Here is a 15,102-nt window from a genome sequence, read left to right as displayed (position 1 = left end):
GACGTCCCCGGCAGTGTCTTTCCCGTCCGTCACTCGGTTAGTTGGGCGTGGAGACCAGAAAAGCCCGCATGCCTTCGCCCCTGGCGGGACGCGCGGGGGGATTCGACGACGAACCACAGCTGACCATGGCCAAGGTGCCATGCGATCCGGCGCAGGTCGCCGTCAATGCCCCGAGCTTCCGGGTGCAGCTCAGCGTCCCGGTCGTCAGCAACACGCTGACGGACAGGGCACGGCTCGCCCGCGTCCCGGCCCCCGGCCGGCGTCGGCCGCCCGTGGTGTGGAGCGGCCGTACCCGCCCTGGCGGGGACACCGCGGCGACCCGGCTGCTCCAGGCCGTGCGGTACTCCTCCGAGGGTCTGACCGACAGTCTGTCCGATGGCCTGAGCGACGGTTTGGGCCGTTCCCGGGCGGGCGAGGGCGCCGAGGACGTGGGCGCCACGCAGGTGCTGCCGAGGATCGCCCTCGACGACGACACGGCGCCCACGGTCATCGGCCCGCGCAACCCGCGGACGGAGTCCGTGCCCCGGTCATCCGGCGGGTCGTCCGGTGGGCGGCGGCGTCCGGGCGCGGACGGACCGCACGAGGCGGGCGGGGCGAGCGCGGTGGCCAGGGCAGCCGCTGCGGAGCGGCACGGCGCGTCCTCCGGACGGTCGGGCGCCCTCGACGGCGAACGGGAGGAGCCGCGAGGCGAGTCGCGGGGGGCCGCGGTTCCGCGTCCGCGCCGCCACTCCGAGTCCGTACGCCACGCCTACTACCCCGGGCGCCGGATGAACCTCGGCGTCGTCCTGCTCCCGCTGCGCATCTTCCTCGGCTTCATCTCCATCTACGGCGGCATGGGCAAGCTCTCCGATCCCGTCTACTTCGACGGCGGCGAGCGCGGCTCGATGGTCACCTGGCTGCGCAGGCTGCACCCCTGGCCGATCGCCGAGCCGCTGCGCGACCTGGCGCTGGAGCATCCGGTGGGCGCCGGGCTGACCGTGGCGTTCCTGCAAATCGTGGTCGGGGTGCTGACCGTGCTCGGGCTGTGGCAGCGGCTGGCCGCCTCGTTCGGCGCGCTGCTGTCCGCCGCGCTGATCGTCACCGTGAGCTGGCGCACGGTGCCGGTCTACGACGCGCCCGACATCATCTACCTCGCCGCCTGGAGCCCGTTGATCATCGCGGGCGCGCCGGTCTACTCGGTGGACGGCCGCCTCGCCGGGGAGGCGTGGCGGCGGCTCGGCCCCCGGGCCGAACTGTGGGAGCTGCGGCGCCGGGTGCTGCGCCGCGGCGGGGTGATGGCGATGGTGGTCGCCGGGCTGACGCTGCTGGTGGGCTCGATGCTGGGGGCCGCGGTGCGGTCCTCGGAGGTCGTGAAGGCGCCGGAGCCGAGCGATATGCCGACGAACCATCTGCCCGGCTCACCGTTGCCCAGCAAGCCCGCGGAGAGTCCGCGTGGCGGGCAGCGCGGGACGGTGGGCGCGGGCGGTGGCACGGCGGGCGCGCCGTCGCCGCGTGAGCGGCTGTCGCACCGTCCCCGGCCGTCCGCGTCGGACTCCTCGGCGTCGACGTCCTCGTCCGGGGTGCCGAGCGCGACGGATTCGGCGTCCGGTACGTCCGGCCGCCCCAGCGGTGCCTCCCGGCCCCGCCCGGGCCTGGGCACCACCCCCCGCTCCCCGCGCCACCCCCTCGACCCGACGGCGCCGGGCCCGTCCTCGCTGGGTGGGGCCGGCGGTGGCCTGTCCGCGGGGGGCCCGGAGGGCGGGCCGCCGGAGGACAACGCATACAACTACAGCGACCCGGCCGCCGAGGAAGCCGCCCTGGGCGGCCTCCTCGGCTGAAAACGCCCCCCGCGCCTAGCGTTGCCCGGCGGGTCTTTCCCCTACCCGCCTCTTCCCGCAGCGCCGATATGCGGCTCCGCCGCGTGGTAGCGGCTCCGCCCCTGGACCCCGGGCTCGGGGGTGGGCCCCGGACATCCCGTGGTGTGCTGGCTCGTGGTGATGGCGGGGTGGGCGGGTCTTTCCCCTACCCGCCCCTTCCCGTAACCAGGGGCTCCGCCCCTGGACCCCGGGTCCGGGGGCAGAGCCCCGGCCACCCCCTGCCGGGCCAGCACGCCCGGTATGCGGCTCCGCCGCGTGCGGGGCTTTCCTGGACCCCCGGGGTCTGGGGCGGAGCCCCAGTTTCGGGGAGGGGCGGGGAGGGGAGCAGCCCGCCGCAGGCGCTGTCGGGAAGGGCTCCGGCCCCGAGCCGTAGAGCCCAGTACCGCCCGCGGCCAGCGGGGGGCAGCCCTGTCTGTGCCGCGTGGCGCGCCCGCGGGTCAGGCGTGTGGCACAGGGGTCGTGCCGAAGGGGCCGTGGCCGTGGGGTGGGGGGCCCGCGGCCAGTTCCTTGGCTGCCTCGGTCAGATCCTTCGCGGTGTCGATGGCCCGCCAATACGCCCCCTGCGGCAGCGGGAAGCCCGCCAGCCGGCGTTCCCGCGCCAGCCGCGGAAAGGTGGTGCGTTCGTGGTCGCCCCGGTCGGGCAGCAGCGTGGTGAACGCGGCGGAGAAGACGTAGACGCCCGCGTTGATGAGGTACGGCGAGGGCGGCGACTCGATGAAGTCCAGGACGTGGCCGAACTCATTGGTCTCCACCGCCCCCCACGGAATGCGCGGCCGGGCGAGCGCCAGCGTGGCGGTGGCGCCGCGCTCGTCGTGGAAGTCCGCCATGTCGCGGAGCGAGAAGCGGGTCCAGATGTCGCCGTTGGTGGCGTACCAGGGCTGGTCGGGCTCCGGGAGCCTGGCGGCGGCGAACTTCAGGCCGCCGCCGCGCCCCAGCGGCTCCTTCTCGACGACGGTCCGCACCCGCAGCGGCAGCTCCGCCGCCTCGAGCCAGTCCTGGAGGACGGCGGCGAGGTGGCCGCAGGAGACCACGGCGTCGGTGACGCCCTCGGCGGCCAACCAGGCCAGTTGGTGGCCGATGATCGGAGTCCCGGTGCCCGGGATCTCGACCATCGGCTTGGGGCGGTCGTCGGTGTACGGACGCAGCCGTGAGCCCTGGCCTCCGGCCAGGACGACGGCCTGTGTGGGGCGCGCGGTCTGGTGGTGAGGCCCGGGCCTGCGCTCGTCGTCATCGCTCATGAACCGCACCATATGCGGTGCGGGGACCGCCGAAGGGCGAACGAGGGTGGGAAGGGCCCCGGCGGGACGGCGGGGGACGCGGTCAGCGGTACGCCTGGGTGGTCCCGGACGCGAACGAGGTGTCGCAGACGGGCCGTGCGTACGCCTGGGCGCGGCTCACACCGCCGTACTTGGCGACCGCCGCGCGGCCGAGCGCACGGGCGATGGAGGCGCAGTGCTTGGCCAGCGAGGGCCGTTCGGCCGTCGCCACCTGGAGGTGGGTGAGCGCCACGGACGGGTTCTTCTCCTGGAGCTCGGCGAGCAGCCGGTCCCGCAGCAGCTCATGCGGCGCCCGGTGGGTGGCATGGGTGGACGCCCGGTCGGAGGAGGCGGTGAGGATCTGCGACTCGGCGCTCGGCGAGGCCCAGGGGACGCGGGTGACCGCGAGGGTGCCGGAGAGGACGAGCACGACGGGGAGGACGAGGGCGAGCGTTCTGCCGATGCGGCGGGCTGCGTGGTTCACGGGCTGGTTCCTCGCGGGTGGGTGGTACGGAGTGGGTGGTACGGAACTGCGGTACGGAACTGCGGTACGGAACCGCGGTACGCCGTGATCGTAGCGAGGAGCGACGATTTGGCGACATTCCGTCACCAGGCCGGGTGATGGAAACCCACTCTTGGTGTTCGGGGAGTTGACGCTCGGGGGCGAAATGCTCGAAATGTCGGGGAATTTATCGACAACGCAACACCGCGGCACACTCGCTCCGCCCCCACCCAACGCGACGGCGCCGCCCGTCCGCGGGAAGCGGACGAACGGCGCCGTCGGTACGAACTGACGGTTCAGCGGCCTCAGTCGCTGAGCCGCTCCCCGGACGAGGTCGAGAAGACGTGGGTCTCGCCCGGCCGCGGCACGACGTGCAGCTGCGCGCCCTTCTCCGGCACCTGGCGCCCGTTCACGCGGACGACCAGGTCCTTGACCTCGCCGCCGACCTCGGCGGTGCCGTAGACGTAACCGTCGGCGCCGAGCTCCTCGACGACGTTGACGGTGACGGCGAGACCGGCCGGGGCGTCGTCGGACGCCTTGGTGAGGCCCTGCGCGGCGCCGCCGTTCTGCTCGACCACGTCGAAGTGCTCGGGCCGGACGCCCACGGTGACCGTGCGGTCACCCTTGTCGGACGCGGCGCTCAGCGCCTCACGCGAGACCGGGACGAGGCTGTTGCCGAACTTCACACCGCCGTCGGCGATCGGCACCTCGACCAGGTTCATCGCGGGCGAGCCGATGAAGCCCGCGACGAAGAGGTTGGCGGGGCGGTCGTACATGCTGCGCGGTGAGTCGACCTGCTGGAGCAGCCCGTCCTTGAGCACCGCCACCCGGTCGCCCATGGTCATGGCCTCGACCTGGTCGTGGGTGACGTACACCGTGGTGATGCCCAGCCGCCGCTGGAGGCTGGCGATCTGGGTACGCGTCTGCACACGCAGCTTGGCGTCCAGGTTGGACAGCGGCTCGTCCATGAGGAACACCTGCGGCTCCCGGACGATCGCCCGGCCCATCGCGACACGCTGCCGCTGACCACCGGACAGCGCCTTCGGCTTGCGCTCCAGGTACTCGGTGAGGTCCAGGATCTTCGCCGCGTCCTCGACCTTCTGCCGGATCTCGGTCTTGTTGACGCCGGCGATCTTGAGCGCGAAGCCCATGTTCTGGGCGACGGTCATGTGCGGGTACAGCGCGTAGTTCTGGAACACCATGGCGATGTCCCGGTCCTTCGGCGGCAGATGGGTGACGTCGCGGTCCCCGATCCGGATGGCTCCGCCGTTGACGTCCTCGAGCCCCGCGAGCATCCGCAGGGAGGTCGACTTCCCGCAGCCGGAGGGGCCGACGAGGACGAGGAACTCGCCGTCCTCGATGCCGATGTCGAGCTGGTCGACGGCGGGCTTCTCGGTGCCCGGGTACACCCGGGTTGCCTTGTCGTACGTGACGGTGGCCATGGTGATCTGTCCCTTCACCGGCAGGAACGTGCCGGACGATCCGAGTAAAGGAGGGGGTCTAGTCCACCGGAGGTGGATTGGCGTGACGCTATACCGGCGAGGGTGGCCATGTCTCTAGCCAGGACCCGGGAATTTTCGAACGGATCACCCCCCGGGGCCGGGTACACTACGGGGGACGCCGACTTAGCTCAGCTGGTAGAGCACCGCTCTTGTAAAGCGAAGGTCGTCGGTTCGAACCCGACAGTCGGCTCTGAGCCCGAGCAGGGAAGAAGCCCCGGACGGTCTGCCCTCCGGGGCGTTCGCCATCTCTCCCCACCTCTTCTCCCCCCGCCGCCTCTCTCCCCGCCTCCTCCTTCTCGTCCTCGCGACCGCCCGCCCCTGTGGGCCGCCACGTGGACCGCCACCGCCGTGAACGGCGGGTGAACTTTCATCGGGGCCGGGTTCTTCACCTCCGGCGTTGCAGCATGTTCCGCTCTTGTGAAGTCTGCGCGGCCCGTCGCATTGCAGCTTCCTGCACCGGATGTTGCCTTCCAAGATTGAGTACGTTGATATGGTCTCGACGGATCGGATAACCCGTGCCATCTCGTGGACGGGTTCTCGACGGCCATCGGATGATGGCCGCCGGACAGGGGGCAAAATGCATGAGCGGGAGTTCCGCGCTTTCGTTTCCATCGCTGAGATAGGGCGTATGGATCAGGCGGCCAAGGCGCTCGGCTATTCACAACCGGCCATTAGTTACCAGATCAAGTGCCTGGAACAGATGCTGGGCACCAAGCTTTTCACCCGCGACTCCACCGGTGCCCAGCTCACCAGGGAAGGTCGCATGATTCTTCCGTCCGCGCGGGCGGTGCTCGCGCTGATCGACAGCATGAAGGGCGTCTGCGCGGCGGCCTGACGCATGCTGCAATCGCCACTTCGGCCCGGATTGTGGCGGCGGTCACTCAGGAATGAGGAACTCCTCATGTGAATGATCGCCACATGGATTTGGAGCGGTATGACCCGCTGGTTCGCGGCTTGTCGGAGTCATTCTCCGATTCCCTGCGTTGGCTGGCAGTAACAGGACAGAAACAACCCGGGACGCTCGCTGAAAGCCTCCGGACCGATGCGTACAGTGATGATCACGACGTCAGAGGCGGGGGAGCCCGGGGGCCGCCCTACAGCTAGCTGACAACTTCGGGGGTCCGCGCGGGGGATCGAGGGGGCCGATAAGGGGGGAGGCGCGCCTACTCTTTCTGGGCCGACTCAAACGCGTTGACTGGCGTAGGAGTGGGAACTACTGTCGGCCGCGCATCGATAATTGAAGTGTTCCGCCTTTCAACCTTTGGCGAACGGAACATACCTGGCCATTCAGGGGGATGGTCACTCACTTCAACCTCCCAGCCGCATCCCGGACCTACCGGTCCGATGTCCGCTGGTGATCGTTGTGTCATAACGGGGGTAAAGCGTGACAGGTTTGGCGATGGCGCCTGTTTCCGCGAGAGCGGGGGAACCGGCGGCGGTAAGCGCGGCTTCGGGAGCCTGTGGTCCCGAACCGGGGCGAGACGGCGTGGTGCAGGCACTGCTCCAGGCCCGTAAATTGATCGATTCGACGGTGAATCTGCACCGCCGCACCGTGGCCCGGCACGCCGTGGTGACGATGAAGGGGAATGACGCGGCCGTCGGACATGCCGTGGAGGGGCTCGTCGACCGGGCCCGGCACGGCATCAGCATCGCGCTCCCCGCCGGCGGCGACCGGGCCGAGGTCATGGTGTCGGCGCTGCGCCGGCTGACCGGGCCGGGCCATGGGCGCATTCCGGTGCGGCTGCTGTGCACTCCTGACGCGCTCGCCGACCCGGCGACCCGGGCCGCCGTGGAAGGCGGTGTGAACACGCAGGTCAAGGTGGTCGACGCGGTCATGGAGATGCTGATCGTGGACGGCAGCGTGGCCATGGTCCGGTCCTCCGTGGAGCGCGGCGGAGGGGACGTGGTGTCGGTCATCGAGGACACGGCGTCCGTCCGGGCCCTGGATCTGCTGTTCGCCGGTGCGTGGTCGGGCGCGGTGCGCCTCGCGGAGCACCGCTGGATCAGCGAGCGGCTGCGGACCGAGTCCGCCCGGCGCATCCTGGAGCGGCTCTGCAAGGGCTACACCGACGATGTCGCGGCACGTGAGGTCGAGGTGTCGTTACGCACCTACCGGCGCCATGTCGCGGAGATCATGCGGGCGTTGGGGGCCAGTTCCCGGTTCCAGGCAGGGGTGCGAGCGGTCGAGCTCGGCCTGCTGTCGACGGCCGACTGACCGTGGAGTGACGCGGTACGGGGCGGGCCGTGCCGATGGGCGGACACGAGTGGGTGTTCCGCGGTTGATACGCGAAGCAGAACTCACGCGGGGGTGAGTGGTGTGCCATCCGGGGTGCCCGAGAGCTCTTCGGGCAGCAGCCGTCGAGAGGTGGACCTCGTTCCGGTCGAGGCCGCCGATGAATTCGAACGGGAGCTGCTGGAAGTCAGCGCGCTCCTCGCGTCCACGGTGGACAGACGCCGTAATCAGTTGCACCGCGACTCCATGGTGGACGTCGTCGACGCCCATGAGGACGCCGTCGAGACGGCGGCGCGGCTGGTCACGGACGCGGCCAAGCGCGTGGACGTGGTGCTCGCCGCGGAGCCCGGGTACTCCGAGGCGGTCCACGGCGCCCTGACCGCGCTGCTGTCCGGTACGGCGCGGAAGACCTCCCGGGTGCGGCTGCTGTGCACGCCCTCGACGCTCGACTGGCGGTTCGTCTCGGCGCACGCCGCCGAACCGCGGGTACGGACCCGGGTGGCCCGGATCCCCGCGCTGGTCGCCGTGATCGCCGACAATGAGCACGCGCTGGTGTGCGCCGCGTCGGTGGCCGGCCGCCGGGCCTCGGTGGTCCGCGCCCCCGGTGTCATCCAGCCCCTGGTCGCGCTGTTCGACGGGGTGTGGCGCAACGCGGTCGAGGTCTCCGACCGCATCGAATTCGGCGACAAGACGCGGGCGGATATCGCACAGCAGATACTCGAGCGGCTGCGGGCCGGGGTGACCGACGAGGTCGCGGCTCGGGAACTCGCGATGTCCGTGCGCACCTACCGAAGATATGTCGCGGAGATCATGGCATTACTCGGGGCGAATTCACGATTTCAGGCCGGGGTGCGCGCCGCGGAACTCGGTCTGCTCATCTCGCAATCCGCCGGGGAGCGGCGGTGACAGCCATCGCATTCTTTTCAGCGGCCCAATGGCAGCTTCATGACCGGCCGTTGCCCGGTGCATCGGGGCGCGGCTAGAACTGGCCGCAAGGAGTGCGGGCGGGTCACCAGGGCGACGGGGGATCGGCCGACGATGACGGGGAGGGGCGTGGAGACGATGGCCGTCGGCATCGACAGCAAGTGGTTCCGCAGATACGGGACCGGGGCGGCACCGCGCAGGCGGCTGGTCTGCCTGCCACACGCGGGGGGATCCGCCGGGTTCTTCCACGGCTGGGGGACCGCCTTCGACTACGGGGTGGAAGTGCTGGCCACGCGCTATCCGGGCCGGCAGGAGCGGCTCGCCGAGCCGGGCATCGACCGCATCGAGGATCTCGCGGACGAGGTCACGGCGGCCCTGCTGCCCTTCGCGGACGTGCCGTTGACCCTCTTCGGCCACAGCATGGGCGCGTCCGTGGGGTACGAGGTCGCGCTGCGGCTGGAGAGCCGGTACGGCATCCTCCCCCAGGCGCTCTTCGTCTCCAGCCGGAAGGCCCCGCACGAGCTGACGCCCCAGGCCACCTACCTGGACGGCGACGAGGCGCTGCTGGAGGAGGTGCGGGGGCTCGGCGGCACCGACGGCGAGCTGCTGGACGACCCGGATCTGCGCGAGGTGGTGCTGCCCGCGCTCCGGGCGGACTTCAAGGCGGTCGGGACGTACGGCCCCCGTACCGCGGTGCCGGTCGGCTGCCCGGTGGTGGCCCATGTCGGGGACGGCGACCCGCACATCACGGCGGAGGACATGGCCGCCTGGGGCGAGGTGGCACCGGCGGGCTTCGAACTGCGGGTGCTGCCGGGGAACCACTTCTACCTGGTGGAGCAGCGCGACGCCGTCGTCCGCGCGCTCGCCGCGCATCTGGGTTGACCTCATGGCCCACTCGACGATGACCTCACCGCCGCAGATGAGCGGAGTGGGCGTGCTCGACAAGGCGTCGCTGCTGCTGGGCGTGTTGGAGAGCGGCCCCGCCACACTGGCCCGGCTGGTCTCCGACACCGGTCTGAAACGGCCCACCGTGCACCGGCTGGTGGTGGCCCTGGAGCGGCTGAGACTGGTCGCCCGCGACGGGCAGGGGCGCTTCGCGCTCGGGCCCCGGCTGGGCGACATGGTCGTCGAGGCGCGCCAGGACCGGCTGAAGGCCCAGGCGGGCCCGGTGCTGGCGCAGGTGAGCGCCCGGACCGGGACGAGCGCCCGGCTCCACCGGCGCCGCGGCCGGATGCGGATCTGTGTGGCCTCCTCCGAGGTGCTGGGCGGTGAGCCGATGCCGGTGGGCACCGCGTTTCCCATGAAGTCCGGTGCGGTGGCCCAGGTGCTGCTCGCGTGGGAGGAACCCGAGGTGCTGTACGAGGCGCTGCGCGGGGCCCGGTTCTCCGCGGCCATGCTCTCCGGCGTACGGCGGCGGGGCTGGGCCCAGAGCGTCGGGGGCTGGGAGCCGGACATGGCGACCGTATCGGCGCCGGTGCGCTCCCCGGAGGGGCGGGTGGTCGCGGCGCTGTCGCTCTCCGGGCCGATCAGCCGGGTGAGCCGCAACCCGGGGCATCAGCTCGGCTGTGAGGCGATCGACGCGGCGGTGCGGATCGCCGAGTTGTCAGGTTGCTGACGTCCCGCGGACGGCGGGGCGGGGGTGGGACGAACGAGGGCGGGGGTGGTCGGGCCGAACGACACCGAGGCCGTGGGGAGGCAGCTGTGCGGCAGGTGGAGTTCGGAATCCTGGGGCCGGTGGAGGTGCGCGTGGACGGGCTGCTGCTGCCCGTCGACGGCGCCAAACAGCGGACCGTGCTGGCCGCTCTGCTGCTGTCCGGCGGCCGGGTGGTCTCGGACGACCGGCTCAGCGAGCTGCTGTGGGGGCGCAATCCGCCGGTCACGATGACCGCGCAGCTCTACACCCATATCTCGCGGCTGCGCAAGCGCTGCGCCCCCTGGCTCCAGCTGGTCCGCCGGGGCCCGGGGTACGCCATGGACCACAGCGGGGCGCGGTTCGACTGGGAGGAGTTCCAGCGCCTCGCCGAGCAGGGGCGCGGTGAACTCGCCGACGGCCGGTACGCGGACGCCGCCGAGCGGCTGCACACCGCGCTGGCGCTGTGGCGGGGGCCCGCCCTGTCGGATGTGACCGGCTTCCTGGAGGAGACCGAGCTGCCGCGGCTGGAGGAGGCCCGGATCAGCGCGGTGGAGCACCGCCTGGAGGCGGAGCTGGCGCTGGGCCGGCACGCCCGGTCCGTGCCCGAACTGACCCGGCTGGTGGCCGAGCATCCGCTCCGGGAGGGCTTGCGCGGGCAGTTGATGACCGCCCTGTACCGGTGCGACCGGCGGGCGGACGCGCTGGCGGTCTACGAGCGTGGCCGGCGGGTGCTGCGCGACGAGCTCGGGATGGACCCCGGCGCGGGGCTGCGCCACGTCCACCACGGTGTGCTGCGCGGCGATCTGCCCGGCCCCGCCGCCCCGGAGCCGGTCCGGGTGCGGCTGCACAAGGCGGGCCGGGCGGGCGCCCCCGGGCCCGAGCCGATGGCCGGGGACATCTGGGCCGGTCTGATGCCCGCCATGCTGCCGACCGACATCGCCGATCTGAGCGGGCGCGCCGAGCAGCTCGCGATGGTGTCGGACGGGCTGCGGGCCCTCGGGCGCGGCGGGGCGACGGTGCTGACCGGCGCTCCGGGGACGGGCACCTCGGCGCTGGCGGTGCACGCCGCGCACCGCTGCCGCGCGGACTTTCCGCACGGGCAGCTGTACGCCGACCTGAGGGAGGAGGACGGCGGGCCCAAGGATCCGCTGGACGTGCTCGGCTGGTTCCTGCGGGCGCTCGGCGTCGGCCATCACGATCTGCCCGCCGCCCTGGACGAACGGGCGCAGCTGTACCGCAGCCGGCTGGCCGGCCGCCGGGCGCTGGTGGTGCTGGACAACGCGGTCGAGGACCGCCAGGTGCGCCCGCTGCTGGTGAACGGCGACGGCTGTCGCACGCTGATCACCGGTCACTCCTCGCTCGCCTCGGTGGAGGGGGCGCGCCTGGTGCGGCTCGATCCGCTGGACGCCGCGGAGGGGCGGCTGCTGCTGGCGGCACTCGCCGGGCCCGGGAGGGTGGCGGCGGAGCCGGACGCGGCCGACCGGATCGTGGCGCGGTGCGACGGGCTTCCGCTGGCGCTGCGGATCTGCGCGGCGCGGCTGGCGGCCTATCCGCAGTGGCGGCTGGCGCATCTGGCGGACCGGCTGGCGCCCGCGGAGCGGCGGCTGGGCGAGCTGTCCCTGGGCAGCCTCGACGTACGGGCGACCCTGAGCCGCTGTCACGCCCGGCTGGCGCCGACGGCCCGGTACGCGTTCCGGGTGCTGGCGTACCGGGACGGGTGCTCCGCGTTCACGGCGCGTCAGGCGGCCGTGGAGCTGCGGTGGCCGGAGGGGCGGGCCGAGGACGTACTGGAGTCGATCTCGGAGGTCCGCCTGCTGGACATCATCGCTGACGGGGACCAACTGCGGTACCGGTACCGCCCGTTGGTGTGGCTGTTCGCCCGTGAGCAGCGGGGCCGCGGACCGGGGCCGCAGTCACCGCCGGGCGGCGGTACGAGCTGATCCGGGCGGCCGTACGGGCTGATCCGGGCCGGGCCCCAGGCGGTCCTGGCGGTGGCCGGGCCCCGGGTGGTCCTTGGCGGGCCCGGGACCCGGCCGATCCGGCTCGAGACGCCTCAGGGCGTGTCCGCGATGCTGCTGTGGACGGCGTTGATGAGCATGGCCACCAGGCTGGCCCAGCGGGCGCCCGCGTCGCTCATCAGCGACTGCCGGGGCCCGATGTACTCGGCGTACTCCGTGCGGTGCGGGTCGAGCGCCAGCTCCCTGACGACCGCGGCGAACTCCGCCGGATCGTCCAGGTCCCGGCGTTCCAGGTGCTGGAGCCAGGCCGTGAAATCGAGTTCCACTCCGGCCGGAATCTCAGTGGTCGATACGTTTTCCACTGCACCTCCCTGGTTCGTGCGGACCGGCATCCAAGTCCGCGGGACCAGCATGGAATGCCCGCCTATGGCCGTCCTATTCCAATGGAGGTCCGTGACTATAGGCCGGTGATAGACGGACGCTAGACGCGGGGGAAACGGGCCTGGAGATTCCAGATCGCGGGGTTGTCCGCGAGCTCCTCGTGCAGATCCGTCAGATCCGCGACCAGATCGTGCAGGAAGTCCCGGGCCTCGCGGCGCAGTGCGGCATGGGAGAAATTCAGCGGTGGCTCCGTGGCCGGTGCCCAGTCGGCGGTGATGTCCACCCATCCGAAGCGCCGCTCGAAGCGCATCCGGTCGGTGGATTCGGTGAAGTCCAGTTCCGCGCGGACGGGGGTGGCGGAGCGGCTGCCGCGCGGATCCCGGTCGAGCAGTTCGACGATGTCGCACAGCGCCCAGGCGAAGTCCAGCACCGGCACCCATCCCCAGGCTGTGGACAGTTCGCGGCCGGTCGAGGTGTCCGTCAGATGGACATCGCCGCAGAACAGGTCGTGGCGCAGGGCCTGGACCGGTGCGCTCCGGTAGTCCGTCTGCGAGGGGTCCGGGAAGCGGTGGGAGAGGGAGTAGCCGAGCTCGATCACCGACCGATGGTGTCATGGTGTCCCGCCGGCCCGCGGCGGGGGCGGCTCTTGCGCTGGCACCTGCGCTGGCACCTTCCTGTTAGCGGCATTGTGGAAGATCAACGGACTCGGATAGAAATCCAGTCAGTTGGCGGAAGACCCCGTGTCCCGGAAGTGGACGGCGGGAGATCCGACTCCGGCGGTGGTCATCCCCCGAACGACCGCCGGTGCCTCCCCTCGGCGCGCCCGCGGTGCTTCGCGCACCCGCCGCGGCATGCCGGGAGGAGGAGGTCAGGGGCTCGGATCCACCGTGTGAGCCGTCCACGGGACCGGGCCCCTGATCAGGGGACGGCGGCGGGCGGACACGATTCGCTGGCAGCTTCCTGTACCGGCTGTTGCGCGGTACCGGCCGCCCGGATAGTTCTGTTGGGAAGCGCCGATAAATAACCGCCGATGAGCGGGAATCCGGGTAGCGGGCAGGACTGCCGACCGGGATGTGGCAGCTTTATGCAGTGGGCATTGCGCGGTATCGCGGGGTGCCATAGAAAGATCCGAGTCCGAAATGGAAACGGGCCGTGGGTCGGCCTTGTTCGAAAGTGGGGGATCCATCATGAGTTCGGTTCACGAGGAGCGGGTGCAGAAGATCAAGGAGATCGTCTGCGACGTTCTGGAGATCGAAGAGGACGAGGTTACCGAGACCAGCCTCTTCAAGGAGGACCACTCGGCTGACTCGCTGCGGTCCATCGAAATTCTCGCGAACCTCGAGAAGGAATTCCACGTCACCATCGACCAGTCGGAACTCCCCCGGATGGTGCACCTCAAGGGCGTCTACGAGGTAGTCGCCGAGTCCGCCGGCTGGTAAAGCGGCGCTTTCGTATCTGCGGACACGGCCGGAACAGCGGACTTAAGGGGTCGGGATGGCGGAGTCGGGGCATGCGAGCCCGCGAAGAGTGGTGATCACCGGTCTCGGTGTGGTCTCCAGTATCGGTATGGGCGTCGATGAGTTCCGGCGGGGACTGCGCGCCGGAAGCAGCGGGGCCAAGCCGATCACGGTGTTCGACGTCGAGGGGTTCGACCACGCGAACGGCTGTGAGGTGGAGGATTTCGACCCCGAGCGGTGGATACGCCACCTCGCGGTCGAGCACCTCGGCCGGGCGACGCAGTACTCGGTCGCCGCGGCCCGGATGGCGATCGAGGACGCGGGGGTGTCCATCGCGGACTGGCGGTCGCTGCCGGGCCTGATCTCCATCGGGACCACCGACGGTGAATCGAGGGACCTGGACCACCTGGTCGAGGCCGAGATCGCGCACGGTCCCGAGCACATGTCGCCCGAACTCGCCCGCCGCGTTCCGGCCGGCCGTCTGTCGGCGGCCATCGCGCAGGAGCTCCAGCTGTCCGACGTGGAGGCGGTGACGATTCCGACCGCCTGCGCGGCCGGCAACTACGCCCTGGGCTACGGCTATGACGCGGTCCGCTCCGGGGACGCGGAGTACGCGCTGTGCGGTGGCGCCGACGCGATGTGCCGCAAGACGTTCTCCGGTTTCTACCGGCTGGGCACCATCGCGCCGGACCGGTGCCGGCCGTTCGACGTCGACCGCAAGGGCATCCTCACCGGCGAGGGCGCCGGGGTGCTGGTCCTGGAGAGCCTGGAGTCCGCGCTGGCCCGTGGCGCCCGGATCTACGCCGAGGTGCTCGGGTACGGCCTGAACTGCGACGCCTACCACCAGGTGGCGCCGAACCAGGACAGCGTCGGCCGGTGCATGCAGCTGGCCCTGGAGAACGCCGGGGTCAAGGCCGACCAGGTGGACCTCATCTCCGCCCACGGCACCGGCACCAAGGCCAACGACGTCACCGAGGCACGCGCGATCCGCGAGGTCTTCGGCAGCCGTCCGCCCAGGACCATCTCGATGAAGTCGATGATCGGCCACACCATGGGCGCCGCCAGCGCGCTGTCGGCCATCGGCTGCGCCCTGGCGATCACCGAGAAGTTCATTCCGCCGACCATCAACCACACCACCACCGACCCCGAGTGCGATGTGGACTGCGTGCCCAATGTGGCGATCGAGGCCGAGCTGAAGGTCGTGCAGAACAACGGCCTGGCCTTCGGCGGCAACAACGCGGTGGTGCTGCTCGGCCGGTACGACGGGGTGCCGGCATGAGCTGGGCGGTGACCGGCACGGAGACCGGGACCGGCAAGAGTGCCGTGGCCGGGTTGGGCGGTCGGGGTGCCGGCATGAGCTGGGCGGTGACCGGCACGGAGACCGGGACCGGCAAGAGTGC

At 71.4% G+C, this 15,102-nt stretch carries 14 protein-coding genes and 1 tRNA gene; 10 read left to right on the top strand and 5 right to left on the bottom strand.

Going from position 1 to position 15,102, the window contains the following annotated elements:
- Positions 1-68 precede the first annotated feature (68 nt).
- Positions 69-1,817 carry a DoxX family protein gene (locus ACT2CW_RS01410; RefSeq protein WP_445515223.1) on the top strand — a complete coding sequence of 583 codons (1,749 nt, stop codon included), beginning with the start codon at positions 69-71 and terminating at the stop codon, positions 1,815-1,817.
- Positions 1,818-2,293: 476 nt separating this feature from the next.
- Here ACT2CW_RS01410 and ACT2CW_RS01405 read toward each other — a convergent pair whose 3' ends face one another.
- The 3 genes from ACT2CW_RS01405 to ACT2CW_RS01395 form a co-directional block, all read right to left on the bottom strand.
- On the bottom strand, positions 2,294-3,094 hold the full coding sequence (locus ACT2CW_RS01405) for a nucleotidyltransferase family protein (protein WP_445515222.1): 801 nt from the start codon (positions 3,092-3,094) through the stop codon (positions 2,294-2,296).
- Between the two features lie 82 nt (positions 3,095-3,176).
- The gene (locus tag ACT2CW_RS01400; RefSeq protein ID WP_020870433.1) at positions 3,177-3,596 is read right to left on the bottom strand and encodes a hypothetical protein; all 420 of its coding nucleotides are present in this window, start codon (positions 3,594-3,596) and stop codon (positions 3,177-3,179) included.
- Positions 3,597-3,919: 323 nt separating this feature from the next.
- The gene (locus tag ACT2CW_RS01395) at positions 3,920-5,056 is read right to left on the bottom strand and encodes an ABC transporter ATP-binding protein (RefSeq protein ID WP_445515665.1); all 1,137 of its coding nucleotides are present in this window, start codon (positions 5,054-5,056) and stop codon (positions 3,920-3,922) included.
- Between the two features lie 177 nt (positions 5,057-5,233).
- Here ACT2CW_RS01395 and ACT2CW_RS01390 point away from each other — a divergent pair.
- The 7 genes from ACT2CW_RS01390 (at position 5,234) to ACT2CW_RS01360 (ending at position 11,846) form a co-directional block, all read left to right on the top strand.
- A tRNA-Thr gene (locus ACT2CW_RS01390) sits at positions 5,234-5,306 on the top strand.
- A gap of 387 nt (positions 5,307-5,693) precedes the next feature.
- A complete protein-coding gene (locus tag ACT2CW_RS01385) occupies positions 5,694-5,951 on the top strand; it encodes a LysR family transcriptional regulator (protein ID WP_014061570.1) in 258 nt (85 codons plus the stop codon).
- Positions 5,952-6,602: 651 nt separating this feature from the next.
- Entirely contained in the window at positions 6,603-7,331 is a 729-nt protein-coding gene (locus tag ACT2CW_RS01380) for a DNA-binding response regulator (protein WP_445515221.1), read from the top strand.
- Between the two features lie 114 nt (positions 7,332-7,445).
- Positions 7,446-8,255: a LuxR family transcriptional regulator gene (locus tag ACT2CW_RS01375; protein WP_086884556.1), complete on the top strand. Its 810-nt coding sequence runs from the start codon at positions 7,446-7,448 to the stop codon at positions 8,253-8,255.
- Positions 8,256-8,411: 156 nt separating this feature from the next.
- Entirely contained in the window at positions 8,412-9,155 is a 744-nt protein-coding gene (locus tag ACT2CW_RS01370) for a thioesterase II family protein (protein WP_138916059.1), read from the top strand.
- Positions 9,156-9,159: 4 nt separating this feature from the next.
- Positions 9,160-9,888, top strand: coding sequence for an IclR family transcriptional regulator (locus tag ACT2CW_RS01365; RefSeq protein ID WP_233362007.1), 729 nt, complete (start codon positions 9,160-9,162; stop codon positions 9,886-9,888).
- A gap of 86 nt (positions 9,889-9,974) precedes the next feature.
- Positions 9,975-11,846: a BTAD domain-containing putative transcriptional regulator gene (locus ACT2CW_RS01360; RefSeq protein ID WP_445515220.1), complete on the top strand. Its 1,872-nt coding sequence runs from the start codon at positions 9,975-9,977 to the stop codon at positions 11,844-11,846.
- A 113-nt stretch (positions 11,847-11,959) separates the two neighbouring features.
- Here ACT2CW_RS01360 and ACT2CW_RS01355 read toward each other — a convergent pair whose 3' ends face one another.
- Together ACT2CW_RS01355 and ACT2CW_RS01350 are read right to left on the bottom strand one after the other, a co-directional pair.
- Positions 11,960-12,226, bottom strand: coding sequence for a hypothetical protein (locus ACT2CW_RS01355; protein ID WP_138915062.1), 267 nt, complete (start codon positions 12,224-12,226; stop codon positions 11,960-11,962).
- Between the two features lie 119 nt (positions 12,227-12,345).
- Positions 12,346-12,843: a hypothetical protein gene (locus tag ACT2CW_RS01350; protein ID WP_182472328.1), complete on the bottom strand. Its 498-nt coding sequence runs from the start codon at positions 12,841-12,843 to the stop codon at positions 12,346-12,348.
- 589 nt (positions 12,844-13,432) lie between these two features.
- Between ACT2CW_RS01350 and ACT2CW_RS01345 the strand changes: the two genes are divergently transcribed.
- Positions 13,433-13,684 (top strand): acyl carrier protein, encoded by a 252-nt coding sequence (locus ACT2CW_RS01345; protein WP_014061562.1) that lies wholly within the window; start codon positions 13,433-13,435, stop codon positions 13,682-13,684.
- A 55-nt stretch (positions 13,685-13,739) separates the two neighbouring features.
- Positions 13,740-14,981, top strand: coding sequence for a beta-ketoacyl-[acyl-carrier-protein] synthase family protein (locus ACT2CW_RS01340; RefSeq protein ID WP_037961481.1), 1,242 nt, complete (start codon positions 13,740-13,742; stop codon positions 14,979-14,981).
- Positions 14,982-15,102: the final 121 nt, after the last annotated feature.

It is taken from the genome of Streptomyces sp. NEAU-174 (genome assembly GCF_052665095.1).
Note: the sequence above shows the minus strand (reverse complement) of the source record. Positions and strands in the feature narration are given on the sequence as shown.

What these genes read in the sequence shown, in the direction of transcription:
- ACT2CW_RS01345 (WP_014061562.1), top strand. Translation starts at nt 13,433, where the DNA reads ATGAGTTCGGTTCACGAGGAGCGGGTGCAGAAGATCAAGGAGATCGTC.
- ACT2CW_RS01340 (WP_037961481.1), top strand. Translation starts at nt 13,740, where the DNA reads ATGGCGGAGTCGGGGCATGCGAGCCCGCGAAGAGTGGTGATCACCGGT.
- ACT2CW_RS01410 (WP_445515223.1), top strand. Translation starts at nt 69, where the DNA reads ATGCCTTCGCCCCTGGCGGGACGCGCGGGGGGATTCGACGACGAACCA.
- ACT2CW_RS01370 (WP_138916059.1), top strand. Translation starts at nt 8,412, where the DNA reads ATGGCCGTCGGCATCGACAGCAAGTGGTTCCGCAGATACGGGACCGGG.
- ACT2CW_RS01395 (WP_445515665.1), bottom strand. Translation starts at nt 5,056, where the DNA reads ATGGCCACCGTCACGTACGACAAGGCAACCCGGGTGTACCCGGGCACC.
- ACT2CW_RS01365 (WP_233362007.1), top strand. Translation starts at nt 9,160, where the DNA reads ATGGCCCACTCGACGATGACCTCACCGCCGCAGATGAGCGGAGTGGGC.
- ACT2CW_RS01405 (WP_445515222.1), bottom strand. Translation starts at nt 3,094, where the DNA reads ATGAGCGATGACGACGAGCGCAGGCCCGGGCCTCACCACCAGACCGCG.
- ACT2CW_RS01385 (WP_014061570.1), top strand. Translation starts at nt 5,694, where the DNA reads ATGCATGAGCGGGAGTTCCGCGCTTTCGTTTCCATCGCTGAGATAGGG.